This window comes from Thiomonas sp. FB-6 (genome assembly GCF_000377645.1).
Classification (GTDB): domain Bacteria; phylum Pseudomonadota; class Gammaproteobacteria; order Burkholderiales; family Burkholderiaceae_C; genus Thiomonas_A.
On record NZ_KB898521.1, the window covers coordinates 1 to 19057 of the forward strand.

Below are 19057 nucleotides of genomic sequence, written 5' to 3' on the forward strand. Positions count from 1 at the left end.
GCAGATCTACTCGACCAACCCGCTCGAGCGCCTGAACGCCGACATCAAGCGCCGCACCAACGTCGTGGGCATCTTCCCCAACGACGCGGCCATCACACGCCTGGTCGGCGCCATGATGCTGGAGCAGAACGACGAGTGGTCGCTGAATCGCCGGTATATGCAGCTTGAAGGCCTTCAGTCGCTCTGCGATACTGCCCCGACTCGGCTGTCCGCTGTGGCACGCTGAGTACCGTGTAGCTCAGCCTGTCCGGGCTGTGGACCTACACCACGTCGCGGGACGCGACCTGCTGTTTTCAACGAACGCGCATTGGTTCAATGCGAAATGTGCTGCGCATTGGGCGCGACAGTGGGTCGCTGCCGCTTGCGAAGCGTCCAGCTTCGGCAGCAAAGCTCTGGAGCTTTGATCCATGCGCGCCGTGCTTCCTCTCATGTACCTAGCCGCGGGGTGGGCTCTTGCGCGCCTAGGCCTGGACTGGCGGCGGGCCATGTCACGGGCGCTGAGCCAGGCGGTCATCCCGCTCGTGATTGTGTTTCACGTGGCCCGCGCTGACGCCGCGCTTGTGGGGTTGATGCTTTGTGCGCTGGTCTGGATGCTGGCGCTGTTCGCCATGGGGCACCGGTTGAGCCGCGATCCCGTGGACAGCCTTTGCTTTTGCTATCTGAACATCGGCTGGTTCGGGCTCCCCGTGGCGACCTCGGCCCTTGGGCCGGAAGCGGTCAGTCTGTTCACGACTTTCTACGTAGCCAGTTCGATCCTGGGCAACGCCCTGGGCCCGGCCTGGCTGCTGCACCATGCGCCTGGCACCTCGGGCGCAGGGCGGCCTGCGCGGGCCAACTCGCTGTCGGGGTGGCTCCGACATGCGTGGCGCACGCCGGCGCTGCGGGCCCTGGCTGTGGGGCTGTGCCTGTTACCCGTCGGGCCCTGGTTGGGGGTTCACGCCGCGTGGCTGGATGAAGGGGCGCGCATCCTGCTCGGGATGCTGGGCATGATGGTGCTCGGTGCCTGGCTGGCGCATGCGCCCTTGGGCGTGGCGGAGCTTCGGCGCGCGTTCAAGTCCTTTGTGCTCCGGGCCGGGCTGTCGCTGCTGGTGCTGGCGCTGCTCTGGGCAGTCACCAGCCGCATCGGGCGCTCGCCCCTGCAGGGGCAGGTCGCTGCCATGGTCCTGCTGTCGCTGCTGCCGCCCGCGGCGAACATCGTGGTGCTCGAAACGGAAGCCTTGCGCTCTGGGCATTCCGCCGCCCGCATCGCCAGTGCCAGCGTGTGGAGCCTGGGGGCGATCGCACTCTACGTCGCCTGGCTGCACGTGGTGGCCTGAGCGGGCGGTGTCCCCACGCGGCCGCCGCGGTACAGGGCCGGCGTATGCCGCGCGGAACTTTTATGCGTGCGCGGACTCTGAGCTTCACGAGGCATCGCCCGCCTCTTCCGCGCTCGCGCCGGACTGCCCGGCCGTGCATCGCGCCCTCCCCGAAACCGGAGCTGCCTTGAACACCCCCCAAGCCGTATCACCCCCTTCGCGCCCTGCCTCCGGTTCGCAGCCCCTTCCTGTCGGGCGGGAAGGCGATGGCCTGAGCGAGGCCGTCGCCCGCGACGGCTTTGCATTCCTTCCCGCGAGCCGCGCGCTACCGATGTTCCGCGTGCCCGGCCACGGCGGGTGGGGAGCCTTCGCGGACAGCTGGAATCGCCTGGAACTGGATGGCCACATGGCCGATGGCGGCAGGTACCGGCGGCGCCGCCATGCCACCTTCAGCATCGTGGCGCCGCAAGCGTCGGTCAGCCGGGAACCCCACCAGCCGCACTACCAGGACCTGGCCTACAACCCCCTGAACGGCGGCATCGCGCGCAACTTCGCACCCGTGGAACCCGTGGTCGCGCAAGGCAGCGTGTTTCCGGGCCTTCTGGCCGCGTTCAGCGATGTCATCGCAAGCCTGGATGCAGCCCTTGAGCCGTGGCAGGTCGAGGTCCATCAGTTCCGTACCGAAGTGTGCGCCGGGGCCGAGGCGCCGCCCACGCCGGAAGGAATCCATCGGGACGGCGTGGACTACGCCTTCATGCTCATGGTCGGGCGCCGCAACATCGAGCGCGGGCAAACCGGGATCTACTCCCTGCAAGGGCGCAAGCTGGCGGAGTTCAGGCTGGAACAGCCTGGCGACCTCGCCGTCGTGGACGACCGGCGGGTGCTGCATGGCGTCACGCCCATCCGGGTCGTGGCTGGCGATGCGCCGGGCACGCGCGACGTTCTGGTCGTGACCTTCCGGCGCAAGGCCGCCTGAGCCCGACATGCCGGCCTTCGTGGAATTCGGCGGCATGGGCCAAGTGATCGCGGTGGCGGTGTTCACCGTGCTCGCGGTGATCAGTCCCGGGCCCGACTTCGTGATGGTGTTGCGCAACAGCTACCGGCACGGCCGGGGCGCGGGGCTGAGCACGGCGGCCGGCATCGCGCTCGGAGTGCAGGTGCATGTGGCCTACACCTTGCTGGGCGTGACCCTGTTCCTCGTGCGGGCGCCGCAACTGCTGACGGGGGTCAAGCTGCTGGGCGCCGCCTATCTGGTCTATCTGGGTATCGGCACCGCGCGCGCAGGAATCCGCGTCCCGGAAGCCGAGGCCCGCGAGCCGGCGGCGCCGCGGCCTGCGGCTTCGTTCAGGACGGGCTTTCTGTGCAACGCCCTCAACCCCAAGACCATGTTGTTCGTGATGAGTACCTTCACCCAAGTGGTGGCACCCGGTTCGCCGCTGCCGCTCGCGGTGTCCTTCGGCCTGTTCATGTCGGCGGCGCACCTCGCCTGGTTCTCGCTGGTCGCGGTGTTCCTCACGCGCCCGGTGTTCCGAACCGCCTTGCTGCGCAGGCAGCAGGTCCTGGAGCGCGTGATCGGCTGCGTGCTGATCGGCCTGGGCGTCGCGCTGGCCGTCTCCAACCTGAGCTGATCCATGTCCGGCAACCGGGTGGCGTGCATCGATCTCGAGGGCGTGCTGATTCCCGAGCTCTGGCCCATGCTGGCGGACTCCAGCGCGGTTGCCGAGCTCGCCCTGACCACGCGCGAAGTCCCGGACTTCCGCGGCCTCATGGAGCGCCGGCTCGCCCTGCTGCGGGCCCACCGGCTGCGCCTGTGCGATGTGCTCGAGCACTTGCGTCGAGCCCAGGCCCTGCCGGGCGCGCCGGCCTTCGTCGCCGGTCTGCGCAGGAGCCACCGGCTGTTGCTGGTGTCGGATGCCTTCGCGCCCATGGTCGGCCCGCTGGTACGTCAGTTGGGTCCCGGGCTGGACCTCGAATGCCACGACTTCGAGACCGACGACTCCGGCTTCATCGAGCGCTGTGTGTTCGCCCCGAGGCGAGGCAAGGAGGACGTCGTCAGGCGCCTGCAGGCGCAGGGCTGCGAGGTGCTCGCCGTCGGAGACGCCTTCAACGATCTGGCCATGCTCGCGGCGGCCGACCAGGCTTTCCTGTTCCGGCCCTCGCCCCAGGTCGCGAGCGCCGCCCAGGACCTGAGCACCGTCACGGACTATGCGCAGATCCTTCGAAGCCTCGCCTGATTGTGCTCATGCCCGCAGGCTCGCCCAACCGAGTCTGCGCACCCGCATCGCCGTTGTGACTTACGAAGTAAGGAGTGATAGCATGAACAGTCGGCTTTGGGAGCCCTTCATGTCCACATTGCTAGTTTCCTCCAAGGGACAGATCGTATTGCCCGCTGCGTTGCGGCGGCGACTCGGCATGGGCGCAGGGGCTCGTCTCGAGGTGATCGAGGAACCTGATGGGCTGAGGCTGAGGCTGGTCAGGTCTGTCTCGACGGCCGACATTGCCGGCATGGCGGGCATGGTCAAGGCCCCCGCGCGCGGTGTTCGGCGTTCTCTGGAGGACTTCGATCCGGCATCGACTCTGAGCCGCTCACGCGGCGGCAGATCGTGAGGGCACTCGACACCAATGTCCTGGCGCGGTTCTTCGTCGACGACGAGGACGATCCGCAAGCGGCAAGGCAGCGGCCCTTGGCCATCCAGGCTCTTGCCGAGCGATGCTTTGTCTCGGTGACGGTGCTGCTGGAACTGGAGTGGGTCATGCGAGGTTTCTACGAACTGCCCAAGTCGGACATCTCCCGCGTGTTGCGTGCGCTGGCGGGCATCGAGCATGTCACGATCGAAGACCGCGATGCGGTCCTGACGGCTGTCGATGGCTTCGACCAGGGCCTGGATTTCGCCGATGCGCTGCATGTGGCGCGCAGCCGCCGCGCTTCAGGGTTCGCGACCTTCGACCGTCGTCTGGCCAAGCGGGCCTTGGGGCTGCCCCTCGTGCCTCCTGTGGAATGGCTCGGGTAGCGCACCGTCCGGACCCTGCGCGGATCCTTCGAGGCCTCCGCTGGCCTCAGGAAGCCATGTCCTGTTCCCACCAGCCCCGGGTGTCCACGCCGGCGGCGTCCGCCAGGACCTCCAGCTCCGCGATATCGGCGGGGCTGAGCCGGATTCCGCGGGCGCGGACTAGTCCGTCGATGTGCCGGGGCCTGGTGACGCCGATGATCGGGGTCGTGCCCTTGGCGAGGGCCCAGGCCATCGCGACCTCGGGGGCCTCGGCACCCTGGGCCGCGCCCAAGGCGGCCAGACTGTCCGTCAGTGGCTTCAGCCGGGGCAGCATGGCGTTGTAGATGGTTGCGCGCTGGCTTCCCGCAGGCATGGGATGGTGCGCGCCGTACCTGCCGGTCAAGGCCCCTTGTTCCAGCACCATGTAGGCGAAGAAGGGGATGCCCGCATCGTGGCAGTACTGCAGGATTCCGGCTTGCTCGGAAGCCCGGTACAGCAGGCTGTAGTGGTTCTGGACGGCCGAGATCCGGAACCCGGCTTCGCCCAGGATCTGGTCGGCGAGCCGGATTTGCTCCAGGTTGTGGTTGGATACGCCCACACGTCGGACCTTGCCGCTTTGCAGCAGTGCAATCAGCTGCGGCGTCCACCGGCGCACGTCGGCTGGGCCCCGAAGTAGCCGTCGCCCGATTCGCCGCTGTCTCCCCAAGCCCAAGTGCCCAGCGCGAACACGGGATTCTTCCGAGGATCGATGGTCATGCAGGTTTCCCGGTTGTGCCTCGGCCGGGTTGCGAGGCCGTTGGCGAAGCTGAGATTCTGGATGGCGAGCCTCCCAGGGCGTGAGCCCGATGTTCTGCAATGGCTGCCCGATCCTCCAGGACGCCTGCATGCGCATGGCCGTCCGCCCGCACGGGCGGGAGAAGGAAGACCATGACCAGCCTGACGGAAATGGCGGACGTGCTGACCCGGCATCTCCCGGGAGACGGCTTCCACTCGACGCCCTTGGAACGGCTGACCCTGGTCCGCTCCTCCACCGTGACCTTGCCGATGCCCAACGTGTATCGGCCCCAGCTCTGCCTGGTCGTGCGGGGCCGCAAGGACGTCACGCTCGGCGGCCGCGTGTTCCGCTATGCGGCGGGGCGCCATGGCGTGGTGACCCACGACCTGCCGGCCATGGGCCGCGTGACCCAGGCCACACCGGAGCAGCCCTATCTTTGTCTGTATCTGGATTTCGACCCGGTGCTGCTGGGCAGCCTGGCCCTGCGCGTGCCGCCGCCGCCGGAAGTCCCGGGCCCGCCCGAGGGCAAGACGGTGTCCGACACAAGCCCCGCTTTGCTCGACGCGGTGCTGCGCCTCGTGCGCCTGCTGGACGAGCCGGCTGCTCTGCCCGTGCTCGGGCCGCTGGCGGAGCAGGAGGTCGTCTATCGCCTGTTCACCGGCCGCGACGGAGCCAGGATGCGCCAGATCAGCAGCGGCCACGGGCGGGTGGCCCGGGTCGGTCGCGCCATGGCCTGGATCGGGAAGAACTACCGCGACCGCTTCAGCATCGAGGAACTCGCCGCGCAGGCCGGCATGAGCCCGTCGAGCCTGTACGAGCATTTCCGCGCGGTGACCGCGATGACCCCGCTGCAATTCCAGAAGCAGCTCAGGCTGCAGGAGGCGCGCAGCCTGATGCTGGCCCAGGGCCTCGACGTGACCACGGCCGCGCTGCGCGTGGGCTACGAAAGCCCCTCGCAGTTCAGCCGCGAATACCGCCGGTGCTGCGGCGAGCCACCGGCACGCGACATGGCCCGCCTGCGGGCGTCGGAGTCCGGCTAGCTAGCTGTGGCCATGGTCGCAGGGACGGCGAACCGAGTCCGTGCACCAGAATTGTCAAGCGACAGGGAGATCTGACCCCCTGGGGATCAGGGTTCCATGGAGCCTGACAACCGTACGAATGCCGACGGGCGTCGGACTTCAAGACACACCCGCCTGCGGTCGCAGGTGCGACACAACTGCGCGCAACTCGCGCATGCGCCCATGTCCCGCCAGCACCATTTCGTCCGAATCCTCAAGGCACAGCATGCGCTCCGGCGGAAGGCGTTCGCCGCAATCGAGCGCAGGGGCCGCGCTGTCCCTGCGCAATGGATTCTTGTTCGCCTCCCCAGGTGATCTTGAGGCTGCTCATCGCTTCTTTTCAACGTGATCCAATTTCGTTCAAAGGTCGCTTCGATGTCTTCGAAGCAGACAACCTCGATCGTTTCGACCCGACCGAACGTGTGGCTGTGGTCGCAGCCGCGCGCGTCGTCGTCGCCCATGACGCGGCGATTGTCGCCGGAATGGAGTTGATGGTGCATGCAGGCCAAGTCTGATGAGCCCGACGGACCGAAGGGACGATTGAGCACATTTCGGATCACCTGATCGCGGCACTGTGGCTGTCTAACGCGACCGTGACGGCCTCATCGACAGTTTTCATGTGAGGCCGCTGCCGACAAGTCCGCCTTGCCGTGTCTCCATCACGGCCGACCAACCTGGCCGAGTCCAGCAGCCAGCGCGATTCCGGGTCGACGCGGCCGCGTTTAGTGCGACGTATCGGCGCCGCGCTGCAGCGCGGCGATGAGCTCGGAGGCCGCGCAGACGCGGGCCAGAGCAGGCCCCTGGCCGACCTCGCAGCCCTCCCAGCGCAGGAACTGGGCGTCGGCGTCGGAAGCCACGCCCTCGGCGAGGGTGGTCGCCCCCAGCGTCTGCGCAAGCGCGATCAGCGATCGTGCCATCGCTGCGCGCTGTGGCTCCGCGGCTACGCCCTGGACGAACAGTCGCGGCAGTTTCAGCGATTCGAAGGCTAGGCTGTTCAGGTACGGCAGTGCGATGGTCGCGGCGCCGAAGTCGCGGAAAACAAAGCCGATGCGCGCCTGGCGTAACTGCATCATCGCGTCGACGAGGCTGGACTCGGCACGCAGCACCACCGACTGGCCGAGCAGCAGGTCCAGCTGCAGGCCCGGAGAGGCCGTTTCGCCGACCGCCCGCAGCAACTCGTGCAGGTACTGCGGGTCGTCAAGGAATTCGCCGACCAGCGGCAGGCTGATGCGAAGCCCTCTGCCGCACTCGCGCTGCCACTGGCGCGCCCAAGCCACGCCCTGGACGAGCAGCCAGCGCATGGTCTGCAGCCGCACCGTGCCTGTACCCAAACGCGCAGCGATCTGCTCAGCCGACAGGAGCCCGCGCCGGGTGTTCCAGCTGGCGATCAGGTCGACGCCGTGCAGTTGCAGGGAATCCAGCCGAAGCTGGGGCTGCGCCTGCAGCACGATGCGCCCCGCGGCCACGGCCTCGGCCAGGTCCTCCGCGAGCTCGAGGTCGCGCGGCTGCGCGGGTGCGCACCCGCGCTCGAACGGCTCGCCAGTACGCAGCGAACGCGCGTGGCGGTAGCCACGCAACGCGGCGATCACCGCCGATTGCAAGCGTTGGGCGGTGATTTCGGTCTTCAGCAGGTAGCCGTTGATCTCGTAGTCGACGATCACTTCGCGCTCGGGGGCCATGCCGGGCTGGCCGGTGCGCAGGATGATCTGCATGTCACGGTTGCCGATCTGATGGCGCACGAATTCGACGAAGCGCATCCCAGCTTCGTCGGTTTCCATCACCACGTCGAGTAGCACCAGCGCGATATCCGCGTGGCGACTGAGGAGTTCGCACGCCTGCGCAGCCGACGCCGCGCTCAGCAGCTCCACCGCAGCGCCCTCGAAGCGCAGGTCGCGCAGGATCAGCCGCGACATTTCGTGTACCGCCGGCTCGTCGTCGACCAGTAGTACCTTCCATTGCGAAGGAGTGCGTGCCACGATGTCAGTCCGGATCGTTGCCGCGCCCGGTACCCAATTGGCGCAGCGTTGTACCGGGCCGTAGCGCATGCCTGGCCATGCGCGGAATACGCAGCACGAAATGCGCGCCCTGCCACGCAGGCTCGGCCAGCTCGACCGTGCCGCCAAGTTGCCGCGTCACCACCTGGTGGACGATGTACAGGCCCAGCCCACTACCCCCAGCCATGCGCTGGGTAGTGAAAAAGGGCTCGAACACCCGCCCGCGCAGAGCCGGCTCGATTCCGGGCCCGCTGTCGCTGTAGTGCAGTTCCACGCTGTCCTCGTCGACCCGCGCCTGAATGTCGATTTGCCCGCCGCCGGCATTCGCGAAGGCGTGCTGCAGCGAGTTGATCACCAAGTTGGTGATCACCTGTTCCAGCGACACAGCATAGCTGTGCAGTTCGACGCCCGCGGGCATGTCCAGCCGCACTTCGACCCGCGCCGCTTTCAGTCGCGGCGCGAGTTCGCGCAGAACCTGCTCGATCTGCGCGCGCAGATCGAAGCGTCGGCGCGGCTCGGTGATCTGGTCGACGCCCAGCTGCTTGAAGTTGCGCACCAGCTGGCCGATGCGCTGGGCGTTGGACTGCAGCAGCCGCGCCGACTCGGTGGCGTCGCGCAGGTACTGCGCCTGCGCCTGGGTATCGAGGCTGCCGCGTTCGAACTGCACCTGCGCGTCGCGTGTGCGGTCGCCGAGGAACGACGCCGTGCTGATCGCGATCCCGGCCGGGGTGTTGATCTCGTGCGCGACGCCGGCGACCAGGCCGCCGAGCGCCGCGAGTTTCTCCGACTCGACCAGGTGGCGGCGCGCGCGGTCGAGGTCGTCCATCGACTCCAGCAGGTCGCGCTCGGCCTGTTCGGTGCCCTCGTGGAACAGCACGATCCACCACACCGCCAGCGACACAAGCACCAGGATCGCCAGGTACAGGCGCCACAGCACGTTGACCAGCTCGGGGCTCGACGCGGCCAGGTGCAGGCCCATCAGGCGGTAGGTGAGGACGAAGGCCGCGCCGAGCAGCGCCGCGGCTCCGGCGAACAGCCCGAGGAAGCGACCGACGCGGCGCAGCACATGCGGCTGGAACGCTGGCAGCGGCTCGGCTGCGGCCTGCGGCCGCGGTGCCGCCTGCGGCTGCTTGCACAGGTCGTGGCAATGCAGGTCGAGCCCGCAGCAAAGCGAACAGATCGGCCCGCGGTAGAACGGGCAGTCGGTCATGTCGGGGGTCTCGTACTCGCGCTCGCAGATGCAGCACTGCACCAGCTGCCCGGGATCGCGATCGCGGTAGCGCAAGTCGGGCCGCGCCAGGTAGTAGCGGCCGCCGGTCGCGTAGCCGATGGCCACCGCGCTGCAGAACGCGGTGGCTAGCGTGATGTAGCCGAAGAAGGCCGCCGCGACGCTTCCGAACAGCCCGGCGTAGGCCAGCACCCCGACCAGCGTGGCCAACGCCATCGCCCCGCAACCCACCGGGTTGATGTTGTACAGGTGAGCGCGCTTGAATTCGATGTAGGGCGGGCTGATCCCGCTGCGCTTGAGCACCACCAGGTCGGCCACCAGCGCGCCGATCCAGGCGATCGCGGTGGTCGCGTAGACCGACAGTACCAATTGCAAGGTGGCGAAGATCCCGAGCAGCGCCAGCAGCAGCGCGACGACGACGTTGAACACCAGCCAGACCACGCGCCCTGGATGGAAATGGGCGAGTCGTACGAAGACGTTCGACCACGCGAGCGAGCCGCTGTACGCGTTGGTGACGTTGATCTTGAGTTGCGAGACGCTGACGAACACCACCGCCAGCCCCAGCGCCAGCGCCGGCGCGGCGGTCATCGCTTGCCACGCGTGGTAATACATCCGCACCGGCTCGGTAGCCTGCGCCGGGGTGCTTCCCATGCGCAGCGCCAGCACCGCCAGCAGGCCGCCTGCGAGGATCTTCGCGCCGCCGATGACAATCCAGCCAGGTCCCGCGGCGACTGTCGCCCCCCACCATGCTCGCCGGTTGGAGCGCGAGCGTGCCGGCAGGAAACGCAGGTAGTCGGCCTGTTCGCCGATCTGTGCGATCAACGCGAACAGCACCCCCGATGCGGCTCCGAAGGTCAGCAGGTCGAAGCCGCTGCCGCCGCTGGCGCGGCCGTGGAAGTCCACCCAGGCGCGCAAGGCCTGCGGGTCCCTGGCGACGATGTACAGCAGCGGCAGCAGCATCATGAGCAGCCACAACGGCTGCGTCCAGGCCTGCAGCCGGTTGATCCAGGTGACGCCGAAGAACACGATGGGCAGGATCACCAGCGAGCAGATCACATAGCCCAACGCCAGGTTGAGCCCGAGCCCCAGTTGCAGCGCCTGCGCCCAGATCGCGGTCTCGATCGCGAAGAAGATCAGCGTGAACGCGGCGTAGATCAGCGAAGTCAGCGTGGATCCGATGTAGCCGAAGCCGGCGCCGCGGGTCAGCAGGTCGATGTCGACGTTGGAGGCGGCGCACCAGTAGGCGATCGGCTGGCTGACCAGGAAGATCAGCAGCGACACCGCAAGGACCGCGGCCAGCGCGCTGCCGAAGCCATAGCTCAGCGTGATGTTGGCGCCGATGGCCTCCAGGCCGAGAAAGGAAATTCCGCCCAGCGCGGTGTTGGCGACCACCGCCGGGCTCCACCTGCGGTAGGAACTGGCCGCGTAGCGCAGCGCATAGTCCTCCAGCGACTCGTTGGCCACCCAGGACTGGTATTGTCTGCGGCTGCGGGTCATGGGCCTTCGGAAGGGCGGGAGGAGGCGGGCGTGGGCGCTGCGCCGCCAGCGAACCCTGGCAGACCCGAGGCGGACGCCGCTGCACCGGGCGCAAGTGTCGCCTGCCGGGTTGCGTCGCGCAACATCCATATGGGTGAGCCCGGGCACGGGTTGTCACGGATTTGACAGGACTCCCGCTTGACCAAATAATCCGCGCAATTCAATAGGGTGGCGTCGACGCTGGGCCGGCAGTTGCCCAAGCGCTGTTACGGCGCGCCACGACCCACGCGTGGCGATGGAGACCGAGGCATGGACAGTACGCACTTGCCCGACCCGGAGCAGTCGTCGCTGGTCGCCCTTGCGCGCTCGATCCATGCCGCCAGCATCGACCCGCAGGCCTGGCCGGCCGCGCTCGAGGGCATGCGCAGGCGGCTGGGCGCGAGCGTGGTGATCATCGGCCACCACGACTTCGGCAGCGGCGCCGAGTTGTCGCTGTTCGAGGCTCCGCTGGACACCGACTTATGCGTCCAGATGGCTGCCTTCTCGGCACGCAACCCCTGGTTCCTGTCGAGTGAGGACTATGTCGCCGGCCGCGTCGTGTCCGGCGAGGATGTGATCAGCCCGCGCGACCTGCGGCGCACCGACTTCTACCGCGACTTCCTGCAGCCGCGCGGGCTGTTGCACAGGCTGTGCGGGGTGGTTAGCCGCGACAGCCGGGGAATGCATTTCCTGTGCGCGCTGCGCTCAGAATCGGAGCGGGGCTTCGGCGGAGGCGAGCGCAGCGATCTGCAGCAGATGCTGGCGCATGTCGCGCTGTCGCTGGAGAGCCAGTGGCGCTGGCAGGAAGCCGCCGACGTGTCGCACGCACTGCTCGCGCTGAGCGACGGCGAATCGCAGGCGCTGATGCTGGTGACCGCCGACGCACGGCTGGTACACCACAACCGCGTCGCCGACGAACTGCTGCGCGGCCGCGCCGGGCTGGCGCTGGACGAGCACACCGTGCACGCAGCCAACCCGGCCGAGCAGCGGCTGCTGCGCGAGGCCATCTCCCGCGCCTGCGACGACTCCGCCGCCGCCGAGCAGCCGCAGGTGCTGAGCCTGGCCGGGGCGGCCAACGGTGCGCCGCTGGTCGTGGTGGTGCGGCGCACCGGGCCGGTGTTCCAGCGCGCCGCCAGCGGACGTCGCTCGCTGGCGCTGCTGTCGGTGCGCTGCGGCGGCGGCGCGCACGACGCCGCGCGCTGCGTGTTCGCCCGCCACTACGACCTGACGCTGGCGCAGGCACGGGTGAGTTCGTTGATCTACGGTGGGCGCCCGCTGGCGGCGATCGCTGCGTCGCTGCACGTGTCGGAAAACACCGTGCGCAGCCACCTCAAGCAGATCTTCCAGAAGACCGGCACCCACAGCCAGATGGACCTGGTGCATCTGCACGCCCGCATCTGCCCGGGCTGGACCTGAGCCACGCCGCAGGCCTCACCCATTCGGGTCAGGCCACACTCACCCGAGCGGGTGAGTCCGCACTGCCCCATGGTGGTCGCCGGGCTGCCTCGCGCGCGGGATTCGCCGGCGCCGGCCGCGCCCTACGATGCTCCCGACCCGGTTGTGCATTCGCGGAGTCCATCGCCATGACCCTGCTGTCGATTGCTGTCTTCGCTGTGCTCGGCGCGTTCGCACGCTACGGGCAGACCCTGTTCGTGCAGGGCGTGCTCGGGCGCCAGTTCCCGTTCGCGACGCTGTCGATCAACGTACTGGGCTCGTTCCTCATGGGGTTGCTGTTCTTCCTCACGTTGGAGCGGCTGTCGATCTCGCCAGCGCTGCGCACCGGCATCCTGACCGGCGGACTCGGTGCCTACACCACCTTCTCGACCTTCTCGCTGGAATCGCTGGGCCTGTTCGAGCAGGGTGAGCCGGCGAAGGCCCTGCTCTACATCGTGGGTTCATGCGTCCTTGGCATCGCCGCGGCCGCGCTGGGCGCGTACCTGGCCCGCGGCATCGGGGGAGCATGATGAGCGACGTGACCATGGTGCGCATCTACCTGCGCGAAGGCGACCACCGCGACCACCACAATCTGGTGCGCGAGCTGTTCGCGCTGCTGCACAGCGAACTCGGCGTGCGCGGAATCACCGTCTACCGGGGAGTCGCGGGTTATGGCAGCCGCGGCGAGGCGCATGCCGACGACCTGCTGCGCCTGGGGGTCCACCTGCCGCTGGTGGTCGAGTTCTTCGACTCGCCCGAGGTAGTGCGGGACGCGCTGCCTCGGCTGGCGCCGCTGCTGCCGGGCGGACATATCGTGACCTGGGACGCCCGCTACCCCGATTGAGCGCACGGCGCACCTCTCTCACCCATTCCGGTGAGGCGGCACCGCAGCCGCGAGGGAGGAACGATTCCCCGCGGCGAGGGATTCCAGGCAGGCCGCAGCTTCCTAGCATCGATTCCAGGTTGGGCGATGGCTGCAGCAGTCGCTGCCGCGGCGGCCCCATCGAGCGGAGGAATCCATGGCCCTGTACGAGTACGTCTGCCGCACCCACGGTGCGTTCGAGATCCTGCGCCGGCTCGGCGAAGCCCCGCCCGACGCTGCCTGCCCGGTGTGCGGCGGCGCGGGGGCGCGAGTGATTTCGGCTCCGGCACTCGTGACCGGACGCCGCGCCGCAGTGTTCGCGGCGATGGACGGCGCCGAGAAGAGCCGCCACGAACCCGCTGTGGTGACCTCGCTGCCGCCATCCGGAGCGCCGAGGCGGCAGGTGCGGATGACCCCCGAACTGTGGACGCTCCCCAGGCCCTGAGGCCACCGGCGGCGGCAACGTAGCAGCGCAGCACCCCATCCCGCGACGCCGGCGGCGCAGGGTCGAGGCGGGCCGGGGAAAGGAGGCAGACGGCAAGGCGACCCTAGGCATGCAGTTCGGCAAGTGCAATTCCCGTCATCCCACACCTGACTGAGGTATCGAAATGCCCAAGAACCTGTTTCCCCTCGACAACACGAAGAAGTTCAAAGACCAGAAAATCGTCGGCCACAACCGTTGGCATCCGGACATTCCGGCGGCGGTTCACGTCAAGCCTGGCGACACCTTCCGTGCCGACTGTCGCGAGTGGTTCGACGGCGCGATCAAGAACGACGACTCGGCCGACGACATGCGCCATGCCCCGCTGGCCGGGGTGCACGTGCTGTCCGGGCCGTTCCACGTCGAGGGCGCCGAACCCGGCGACCTGCTGGTGGTCGACATCCTGGAGATCGACTCCTGCGACCAGGAGGACTCGGGCCCGTTCTCCGGCATGGGCTGGGGCTACACCGGGGTGTTCGCCAACAAGAACGGCGGAGGCTTCCTGACCGAGCGCTTCCCCGACGCCTACAAGGTAATCTGGGACTTCAACGGCGACGTGGCGACCTCGCGCCACATCCCTGAAGTGTCCTACGTAGGGATTCACCACCCGGGGCTGATGGGCACCGCGCCGTCGGCCGAACTGCTGGCCAAGTGGACCGCGCGCGAAAAGGCGCTGATCGCCACCGACCCGATGCGCGTGCCGCCGCTGGCGCTGCCGCCGCTTCCCGACAGCGCGATCCTCGGCTCGCTGAGCGGGGCCGAGTTCGAGCGCGTGGCGCGCGAGGCCGCGCGCACCGCGCCGCCGCGGGAGAACGGCGGCAACCAGGACATCAAGAACCTGACCGCCGGCAGCCGGATTTTCTATCCGGTGTTCGTACCCGGCGCGAAGCTGTCCTTCGGCGACCTGCACTTCTCGCAGGGCGACGGCGAGATCACCTTCTGCGGGGCGATCGAGATGGGCGGTTTCATGGACCTGCACGTCGACATCATCAAGGGCGGGATGGCCAAGTACGGAATCCGCGAGAACGCGATGTTCATGCCGGGCCTGCGCGATCCCCAGTACTCGGAATGGCTGGCCTTCTCGGGCGTCTCGGTGCACCCGAACGGCAAGCAGCATTACCTGGATTCGTGGCTGGCCTACCAGAACGCCTGCAATCATGCGATCGACTACCTGATGAAGTTTGGCTATACCGATATCCAGGCCTACATGATCCTGGGAACGGCTCCGGTCGAAGGCCGCCTGTCGGGGGTGGTCGACATCCCCAACGCTTGCTCGACGATCTACATCCCGCGTTCGATCTTCGAGTTCGACGTCAGGCCGACTGCCACGGGAGCGCTGCACCAGGTCAAGCAGGGCCTGCAAGTACCGCGCTCGGCCAACTGAGCGGGCAGCCGCGGCTGGCACGCCGGGGATGCAGCGCATCCCCGGCGAACGAGGGCGGGCCTCACCCGGGTCGCACGGCATCGCGGTGCGACCCGGATCATGGTGAGAATCAATTCAGGGGAGTTCGTCATGCTGGGTTTGGTCTTGCTCTACGTGGGCGCTGTGCTGTGCCTGAACGGCCTGTGGCTGATCGGACAGATCGGCGACAACGAAATCGCGGTGATCGATATATTCGTCGGGGGCATCACCCTGCTGGTGTCGCTGTACCTGGCCTTCGGACCCGGTTCCAACGACGCCAGCATCAAGGCCGCCGCGCTGACTCTGCTCTTCACCTTCACGTACCTGTGGGTCGCGATCAACCGTTACAACGGAGCCGACGGCCGCGGGCTGGGCTGGTTCTGCCTGTTCGTGGCGATCACCGCGGTGCCGGTTTCGGCGCAGACCCTGCTGGGCGCGTCGACGCTGTGGGGAACCTGGCTGGGGCTGTGTTGGGCGGCGTGGGCTTTCCTGTGGCTGCTTTTCTTCATCCTGCTGGTGATGCAAAAGCCCATTGGACGCTTCGTGGGCGTCGTCACCGTGCTCGAGGGCATCCTCACCGGCTGGCTGCCAGGCTACCTGCTGCTGACCAGGGTGCTGCACTGAGAAGCGGGAGCCAGCGATGCCGCTATACGACTATTTCTGCGCAGACTGCGGAGGCTTTCGCAAGATGGTGCGAATGGCCGACTCGGCGCTCGACCAGCCCTGCCCGCGCTGCGCGGGATGGGCACGGCGGGTTCTCGTGAGTCCCTTCCTCGCCGGTCGCGGGGACGCCGCGTACGCCCCCGGCCAGGGCGTCCCGGGCGGCGGAGGCTCGTGGCGCCGCATGTGCGGCTTCGGTTGCCCGCACTGCGCGACCTCGCGCTGATCGGCGCTGAACGCGCGGCGGCGGGCCGGCTTTTTGGTGCGCCCACCACGAGTACAAGGCATGAGTCTGATCTCGTGAGTGGCTGATCGCCCACCTTGGGAAGGCCGACAACGCCGGGGCCCGCCCGAAAGGCGGGAGGCGGCATCGTTGGGGACAATCGACTGCTCCCCGAAGACGGCGAGCTGGCCGCAGAAACGACAAACGCCGACACGAGGTCGGCGTTTGTCGTCTTGTCTTGGTTGCGGGGGGCCGCTTCGAGCGCTGGTTGACGGTCGTGCGGGTTCCGTTGACCGTCAGCCCTCGCATGGGGCATGGGCGTGGAAGCTCGAGTTCATGTCCCATGAGGGGCCCCCATCCCTTCCAGTCAAGCATGAATGTATGAACATGTGGCAGACAATGCAGTCATCACGAATGCAGTACGCGAGAGGCGTCTCATGGCCCAAGCTCAAGCCCAGGATCCCGTCACCATCAGCATCCGCGCCAAGGCCGGACAGCGCGACCTGATCGACCAGGCCGCCGATCGCCTCGGCCGCAGCCGCTCCGACTTCATGCTCGAAGCCGCCTGCCGGCAGGCCGAGAACGTGCTGCTCGACCAGACCCACTTCGCGCTCGACACGAAGAGCTTTGCCGCCTTTCAGGCCATGCTCGACCAGCCGCCAGCGCCCACCGATCGCTTGCGCCGCACCCTCAAGGCCCGCGCGCCCTGGGAAACGGCGACGGCCGAGGTCGCTGTCTCATCGAAAGCCACCGGCCCACGCGTGAAGTGACCGCGTAGATGCTTTGCGCGCCGCAACCGCTGTCCGACCAGCACCAACTCGCCGATTTCGAAAGCGGCGAGCCCTCGCTGGACGACTGGCCGAAACGCCGCGCGGCCAAGAATCAGGCCAACGGATCGTCCCGCACCTACGTCGTGTGCGAGGGGGACGCCGTCATCGGCTACTACTGCCTGGCGGCCGGCGCCATCGGACACGCCGAAGCGCCGTCCACCCTGAAGCGCAACCGGCGCGACCCGGTGCCCGTGCTCGTCCTCGGCCGCCTGGCCATCCACAAGGACCACCAGCAGAAAGGCATCGGCACCGCGCTGCTCAATGACGCCATCCGGCGTGCGATCCAGGCCGCCGACATCGCCGGCATCACCGCGCGGCTGGTCCAGGCCATCTCGGAACAGGCCCGGCGCTTCTACCTCTCGCGCGGCTTCGTCGAGTCGCCCATCGAGCCCATGACCCTGTGCCTGATGCTGGCCACAGTCCGCCAAGCGCTGCGCGAGCCGTAGACCCCAGCCAGGACAACCCAGAAGGGGGAAGGCAGCATGCGCGTGCGCTCAGCCGCTATCCGGTGCAGCAGCGGGGTCGTCGTCCAGGCAACGACAGCGAAGTTCCCACGGAGCACGAACCTCGGAAAGAATATGCAGTTGTCCGTTGCAGGCTCGCTCGGTCACCGAGTCCAGGGAATGTGCAACTCGAGTCCATAGCTCGGGCGCGAGGTCGCAATGCTCGACAAGAAATCGGGCCGAACGAGCCTCGTTATCGGCCACCCATAGGGTGGTCGAGGCCGCGAACGTCGGATCGGGATCGGCCTGGTTGAAATAAGCCCGCACCAACACCGACCAGGCCGCTGCGCAGCCCTGTGGCGCCAGCGAGGTCTCGATCCACCATCCCATGGTGGCCAGGTCATACCACTGGGGCCCGACTCCGCAGTCATCGAAATCGAACAAGGTCACGAAACCATCCGTGATTCGCAGGTTTCCACACCAGAAATCTCCGTGGCAAAAGCCGTGAGGTCCTCCCGGAGCCACGCTGCGACGCAGGTGCGTCAGTCGTGTCCCGATGCGCTCGATGGTTTGCGTCGGTGTCCTGGCAAACTCGCCGAGTCGCCTGAGCCATTCATGGTCGCGAGGTGGTGCGCCCACCCGGCGCCGAGGCGCCAGACCCTCGAGTTGGCACTGGGCGTGCAATCGGGCCAGCGCATTCCCGATCCGCAGCAGATCCGCAGCCGACGTAGTCGCCTCTCGCCCCTGGGCTTGCTCGAACAACAGGCCGCGGCGAGTGCCGTCGCCAAGCCCTCCGACGTCGACCACGTAGGTACCGCGGATGGTCGGTATGGCGCGCGCCACACGTAGCGTTGCATCCTCGCGTAGTCCGATAGTGACCGCTGCCTCCGCCTCGATATCGGCGAGGGTGCGTCCGCTGCTCCGGCAAAGCCGGAAGAAATAGGTCTCGGTGACTGTGCGCACCTTGAAGGTGCGATTGAGCCCAAGAACCACTGGCTCGACATCCACGACGGGCAGGCCAAATTCGGCCTCGATCATGTGGCCTATCGCGGCGACATCCGCCGCGGTGGATGCATGCGCATGGGTCATTCGTCAGGTCTCGAGCTGGCGTGCGAATCGCTCCAGGGCAAGAAAGAAAGCGAGCTGTCCGCACCCGGCTTCGTCGCGGGTCGCCACAACGTGTTCGAGCAGGGCATGCACGACGGGCAAGTCAACCAAGCCGATCGCTGCCAACGCGGATTCGCGCAGCTGCAGCGCGATAGCTTGGTGGTGGTGAATCACCGCTTCCGGGAGGACGGCGGCGAAGGTTTCCTTCCTGTAGCCGTCGTGGAATAGGTCGTTGCCGAGTATGTGCTCACAGTAACGCCGCAAAGGCTTGCGTCCAAGTCGATGAGCATCTGGCAAGGCGTAACAAAAGTCGATGAGATCTGGGTCACAGAGGGGGTTGACGGGCCAGAGCCCCGATCTCGCCAAGTATTGAGAGCGACACGCATGCGCAAGCAGCGAGGTCGAGGGGATACGGCTCGGCGGAGCATGATCTGGCAGACATGTGCTTGCTGCGTCACGGGCGCGGGATCGAGTAGGGTGAGGGGTCGCCCCCTCAGCCCTCTCACACCACCGGACGTGCGGTTCCGCATCCGGCGGTTCAAGCAGAACTCTGGAGCCGCTGATGGATATCCACCAGCGAGACCAGCCCCAAGTTGGCAAAGTATTTCGGCGGCAGCGCATGGCGCATGTGCAGAGCCCCGGCATTCCACCACGGCCCGCGCCCGTTGACGCTCGATTTCCGGGCGCGTTGCGCGTCCAGGCCGAGCGCGCGCAGGCGCGATTCCCGGGTGCGGGGTCGTTTCCACTGGCGCCAGGCGAT

At 67.7% G+C, this 19057-nt stretch carries 23 protein-coding genes and 1 pseudogene; 19 read left to right on the plus strand and 5 right to left on the minus strand.

Going from position 1 to position 19057, the window contains the following annotated elements; all coding sequences use genetic code 11:
* From D466_RS22440 to D466_RS0119050, 7 genes are all read left to right on the plus strand, one after another.
* Positions 1 to 226 (plus strand): transposase (locus tag D466_RS22440; protein WP_018915043.1); only part of this gene is annotated, 226 nt, incomplete at its 5' end.
* A 259-nt stretch (positions 227 to 485) separates the two neighbouring features.
* Complete coding sequence (locus tag D466_RS0119030) at positions 486 to 1316, plus strand: hypothetical protein (RefSeq protein WP_156004476.1); 831 nt, start codon at positions 486 to 488, stop codon at positions 1314 to 1316.
* A 166-nt stretch (positions 1317 to 1482) separates the two neighbouring features.
* Positions 1483 to 2271, plus strand: a complete 789-nt coding sequence (locus D466_RS0119035) for a 2OG-Fe dioxygenase family protein (RefSeq protein WP_196803531.1) — start codon at positions 1483 to 1485, stop codon at positions 2269 to 2271.
* A 34-nt stretch (positions 2272 to 2305) separates the two neighbouring features.
* Positions 2306 to 2923 (plus strand): LysE family translocator, encoded by a 618-nt coding sequence (locus D466_RS0119040; RefSeq protein WP_026285495.1) that lies wholly within the window; start codon positions 2306 to 2308, stop codon positions 2921 to 2923.
* Positions 2924 to 2926: 3 nt separating this feature from the next.
* On the plus strand, positions 2927 to 3529 hold the full coding sequence (thrH, locus tag D466_RS0119045; protein ID WP_018915280.1) for a bifunctional phosphoserine phosphatase/homoserine phosphotransferase ThrH: 603 nt from the start codon (positions 2927 to 2929) through the stop codon (positions 3527 to 3529).
* Positions 3530 to 3611: 82 nt separating this feature from the next.
* Positions 3612 to 3902 (plus strand): AbrB/MazE/SpoVT family DNA-binding domain-containing protein, encoded by a 291-nt coding sequence (locus D466_RS22445; protein ID WP_018915281.1) that lies wholly within the window; start codon positions 3612 to 3614, stop codon positions 3900 to 3902.
* Positions 3899 to 4306, plus strand: coding sequence for a type II toxin-antitoxin system VapC family toxin (locus tag D466_RS0119050; protein ID WP_018915282.1), 408 nt, complete (start codon positions 3899 to 3901; stop codon positions 4304 to 4306). Before D466_RS22445 ends, D466_RS0119050 begins: the two co-directional genes overlap by 4 nt.
* A gap of 46 nt (positions 4307 to 4352) precedes the next feature.
* Here the strand turns inward: D466_RS0119050 and D466_RS22450 are convergent, their stop codons facing one another.
* On the minus strand, positions 4353 to 4940 hold the full coding sequence (locus D466_RS22450; protein ID WP_231385770.1) for an aldo/keto reductase: 588 nt from the start codon (positions 4938 to 4940) through the stop codon (positions 4353 to 4355).
* Positions 4941 to 5212: 272 nt separating this feature from the next.
* Here D466_RS22450 and D466_RS0119060 point away from each other — a divergent pair, with 272 nt between their 5' ends.
* On the plus strand, positions 5213 to 6100 hold the full coding sequence (locus D466_RS0119060; protein WP_018915284.1) for an AraC family transcriptional regulator: 888 nt from the start codon (positions 5213 to 5215) through the stop codon (positions 6098 to 6100).
* 335 nt (positions 6101 to 6435) lie between these two features.
* On the plus strand, positions 6436 to 6633 hold the full coding sequence (locus D466_RS24260) for a hypothetical protein (RefSeq protein ID WP_156004478.1): 198 nt from the start codon (positions 6436 to 6438) through the stop codon (positions 6631 to 6633).
* A gap of 207 nt (positions 6634 to 6840) precedes the next feature.
* Here D466_RS24260 and D466_RS0119070 read toward each other — a convergent pair whose 3' ends face one another.
* Together D466_RS0119070 and D466_RS0119075 are read right to left on the minus strand one after the other, a co-directional pair.
* Positions 6841 to 8094 carry an EAL domain-containing protein gene (locus D466_RS0119070; RefSeq protein ID WP_038166987.1) on the minus strand — a complete coding sequence of 418 codons (1254 nt, stop codon included), beginning with the start codon at positions 8092 to 8094 and terminating at the stop codon, positions 6841 to 6843.
* A gap of 4 nt (positions 8095 to 8098) precedes the next feature.
* Positions 8099 to 10837 (minus strand): ATP-binding protein, encoded by a 2739-nt coding sequence (locus D466_RS0119075; protein WP_018915286.1) that lies wholly within the window; start codon positions 10835 to 10837, stop codon positions 8099 to 8101.
* Between the two features lie 288 nt (positions 10838 to 11125).
* Between D466_RS0119075 and D466_RS0119080 the strand changes: the two genes are divergently transcribed.
* From D466_RS0119080 to D466_RS0119115, 9 genes are all read left to right on the plus strand, one after another.
* The gene (locus D466_RS0119080; RefSeq protein WP_018915287.1) at positions 11126 to 12271 is read left to right on the plus strand and encodes a helix-turn-helix transcriptional regulator; all 1146 of its coding nucleotides are present in this window, start codon (positions 11126 to 11128) and stop codon (positions 12269 to 12271) included.
* Positions 12272 to 12438: 167 nt separating this feature from the next.
* On the plus strand, positions 12439 to 12819 hold the full coding sequence (crcB, locus tag D466_RS0119085; protein WP_018915288.1) for a fluoride efflux transporter CrcB: 381 nt from the start codon (positions 12439 to 12441) through the stop codon (positions 12817 to 12819).
* Positions 12819 to 13133, plus strand: a complete 315-nt coding sequence (locus D466_RS0119090; protein ID WP_018915289.1) for a DUF190 domain-containing protein — start codon at positions 12819 to 12821, stop codon at positions 13131 to 13133. Before crcB ends, D466_RS0119090 begins: the two co-directional genes overlap by 1 nt.
* A 175-nt stretch (positions 13134 to 13308) precedes the next feature.
* Positions 13309 to 13596, plus strand: coding sequence for an FmdB family zinc ribbon protein (locus D466_RS0119095; RefSeq protein WP_018915290.1), 288 nt, complete (start codon positions 13309 to 13311; stop codon positions 13594 to 13596).
* A gap of 163 nt (positions 13597 to 13759) precedes the next feature.
* A complete protein-coding gene (fmdA, locus tag D466_RS0119100; protein ID WP_018915291.1) occupies positions 13760 to 15016 on the plus strand; it encodes a formamidase in 1257 nt (418 codons plus the stop codon).
* A gap of 129 nt (positions 15017 to 15145) precedes the next feature.
* The gene (locus D466_RS0119105) at positions 15146 to 15658 is read left to right on the plus strand and encodes an AmiS/UreI family transporter (RefSeq protein WP_018915292.1); all 513 of its coding nucleotides are present in this window, start codon (positions 15146 to 15148) and stop codon (positions 15656 to 15658) included.
* A 16-nt stretch (positions 15659 to 15674) separates the two neighbouring features.
* Complete coding sequence (locus D466_RS23620) at positions 15675 to 15920, plus strand: FmdB family zinc ribbon protein (RefSeq protein ID WP_081630053.1); 246 nt, start codon at positions 15675 to 15677, stop codon at positions 15918 to 15920.
* 434 nt (positions 15921 to 16354) lie between these two features.
* Entirely contained in the window at positions 16355 to 16687 is a 333-nt protein-coding gene (locus D466_RS0119110; RefSeq protein WP_018915293.1) for a DUF1778 domain-containing protein, read from the plus strand.
* Positions 16688 to 16695: 8 nt separating this feature from the next.
* Positions 16696 to 17193, plus strand: a complete 498-nt coding sequence (locus D466_RS0119115) for a GNAT family N-acetyltransferase (RefSeq protein WP_018915294.1) — start codon at positions 16696 to 16698, stop codon at positions 17191 to 17193.
* 48 nt (positions 17194 to 17241) lie between these two features.
* Here the strand turns inward: D466_RS0119115 and D466_RS23625 are convergent, their stop codons facing one another.
* Positions 17242 to 18279, minus strand: a complete 1038-nt coding sequence (locus D466_RS23625; protein ID WP_081630054.1) for a phosphotransferase enzyme family protein — start codon at positions 18277 to 18279, stop codon at positions 17242 to 17244.
* On the opposite strand from D466_RS23625, the gene D466_RS24265 reads away from it, so the two are divergent.
* Positions 18271 to 18525: a hypothetical protein gene (locus D466_RS24265; protein WP_156004479.1), complete on the plus strand. Its 255-nt coding sequence runs from the start codon at positions 18271 to 18273 to the stop codon at positions 18523 to 18525. The two genes, D466_RS23625 and D466_RS24265, sit on opposite strands and share 9 nt — an antisense overlap.
* A 310-nt stretch (positions 18526 to 18835) precedes the next feature.
* Here D466_RS24265 and D466_RS24570 read toward each other — a convergent pair.
* Positions 18836 to 19057: pseudogene (locus tag D466_RS24570) on the minus strand (group II intron reverse transcriptase/maturase); the annotation flags it as partial.

Coding starts and splice junctions, on each gene's coding strand:
- D466_RS0119060 (WP_018915284.1), top strand. CDS start 5,213: ATGACCAGCCTGACGGAAATGGCGGACGTGCTGACCCGGCATCTCCCG.
- D466_RS23625 (WP_081630054.1), bottom strand. CDS start 18,279: ATGACCCATGCGCATGCATCCACCGCGGCGGATGTCGCCGCGATAGGC.
- D466_RS0119095 (WP_018915290.1), top strand. CDS start 13,309: ATGGCCCTGTACGAGTACGTCTGCCGCACCCACGGTGCGTTCGAGATC.
- D466_RS0119110 (WP_018915293.1), top strand. CDS start 16,355: ATGGCCCAAGCTCAAGCCCAGGATCCCGTCACCATCAGCATCCGCGCC.
- D466_RS0119115 (WP_018915294.1), top strand. CDS start 16,696: ATGCTTTGCGCGCCGCAACCGCTGTCCGACCAGCACCAACTCGCCGAT.
- D466_RS24265 (WP_156004479.1), top strand. CDS start 18,271: ATGGGTCATTCGTCAGGTCTCGAGCTGGCGTGCGAATCGCTCCAGGGC.
- D466_RS0119040 (WP_026285495.1), top strand. CDS start 2,306: ATGGGCCAAGTGATCGCGGTGGCGGTGTTCACCGTGCTCGCGGTGATC.
- D466_RS22445 (WP_018915281.1), top strand. CDS start 3,612: ATGAACAGTCGGCTTTGGGAGCCCTTCATGTCCACATTGCTAGTTTCC.
- D466_RS0119080 (WP_018915287.1), top strand. CDS start 11,126: ATGGACAGTACGCACTTGCCCGACCCGGAGCAGTCGTCGCTGGTCGCC.
- D466_RS23620 (WP_081630053.1), top strand. CDS start 15,675: ATGCCGCTATACGACTATTTCTGCGCAGACTGCGGAGGCTTTCGCAAG.
- D466_RS0119090 (WP_018915289.1), top strand. CDS start 12,819: ATGAGCGACGTGACCATGGTGCGCATCTACCTGCGCGAAGGCGACCAC.
- crcB (WP_018915288.1), top strand. CDS start 12,439: ATGACCCTGCTGTCGATTGCTGTCTTCGCTGTGCTCGGCGCGTTCGCA.
- fmdA (WP_018915291.1), top strand. CDS start 13,760: ATGCCCAAGAACCTGTTTCCCCTCGACAACACGAAGAAGTTCAAAGAC.
- D466_RS0119105 (WP_018915292.1), top strand. CDS start 15,146: ATGCTGGGTTTGGTCTTGCTCTACGTGGGCGCTGTGCTGTGCCTGAAC.
- D466_RS0119075 (WP_018915286.1), bottom strand. CDS start 10,837: ATGACCCGCAGCCGCAGACAATACCAGTCCTGGGTGGCCAACGAGTCG.
- D466_RS0119030 (WP_156004476.1), top strand. CDS start 486: ATGTCACGGGCGCTGAGCCAGGCGGTCATCCCGCTCGTGATTGTGTTT.
- thrH (WP_018915280.1), top strand. CDS start 2,927: ATGTCCGGCAACCGGGTGGCGTGCATCGATCTCGAGGGCGTGCTGATT.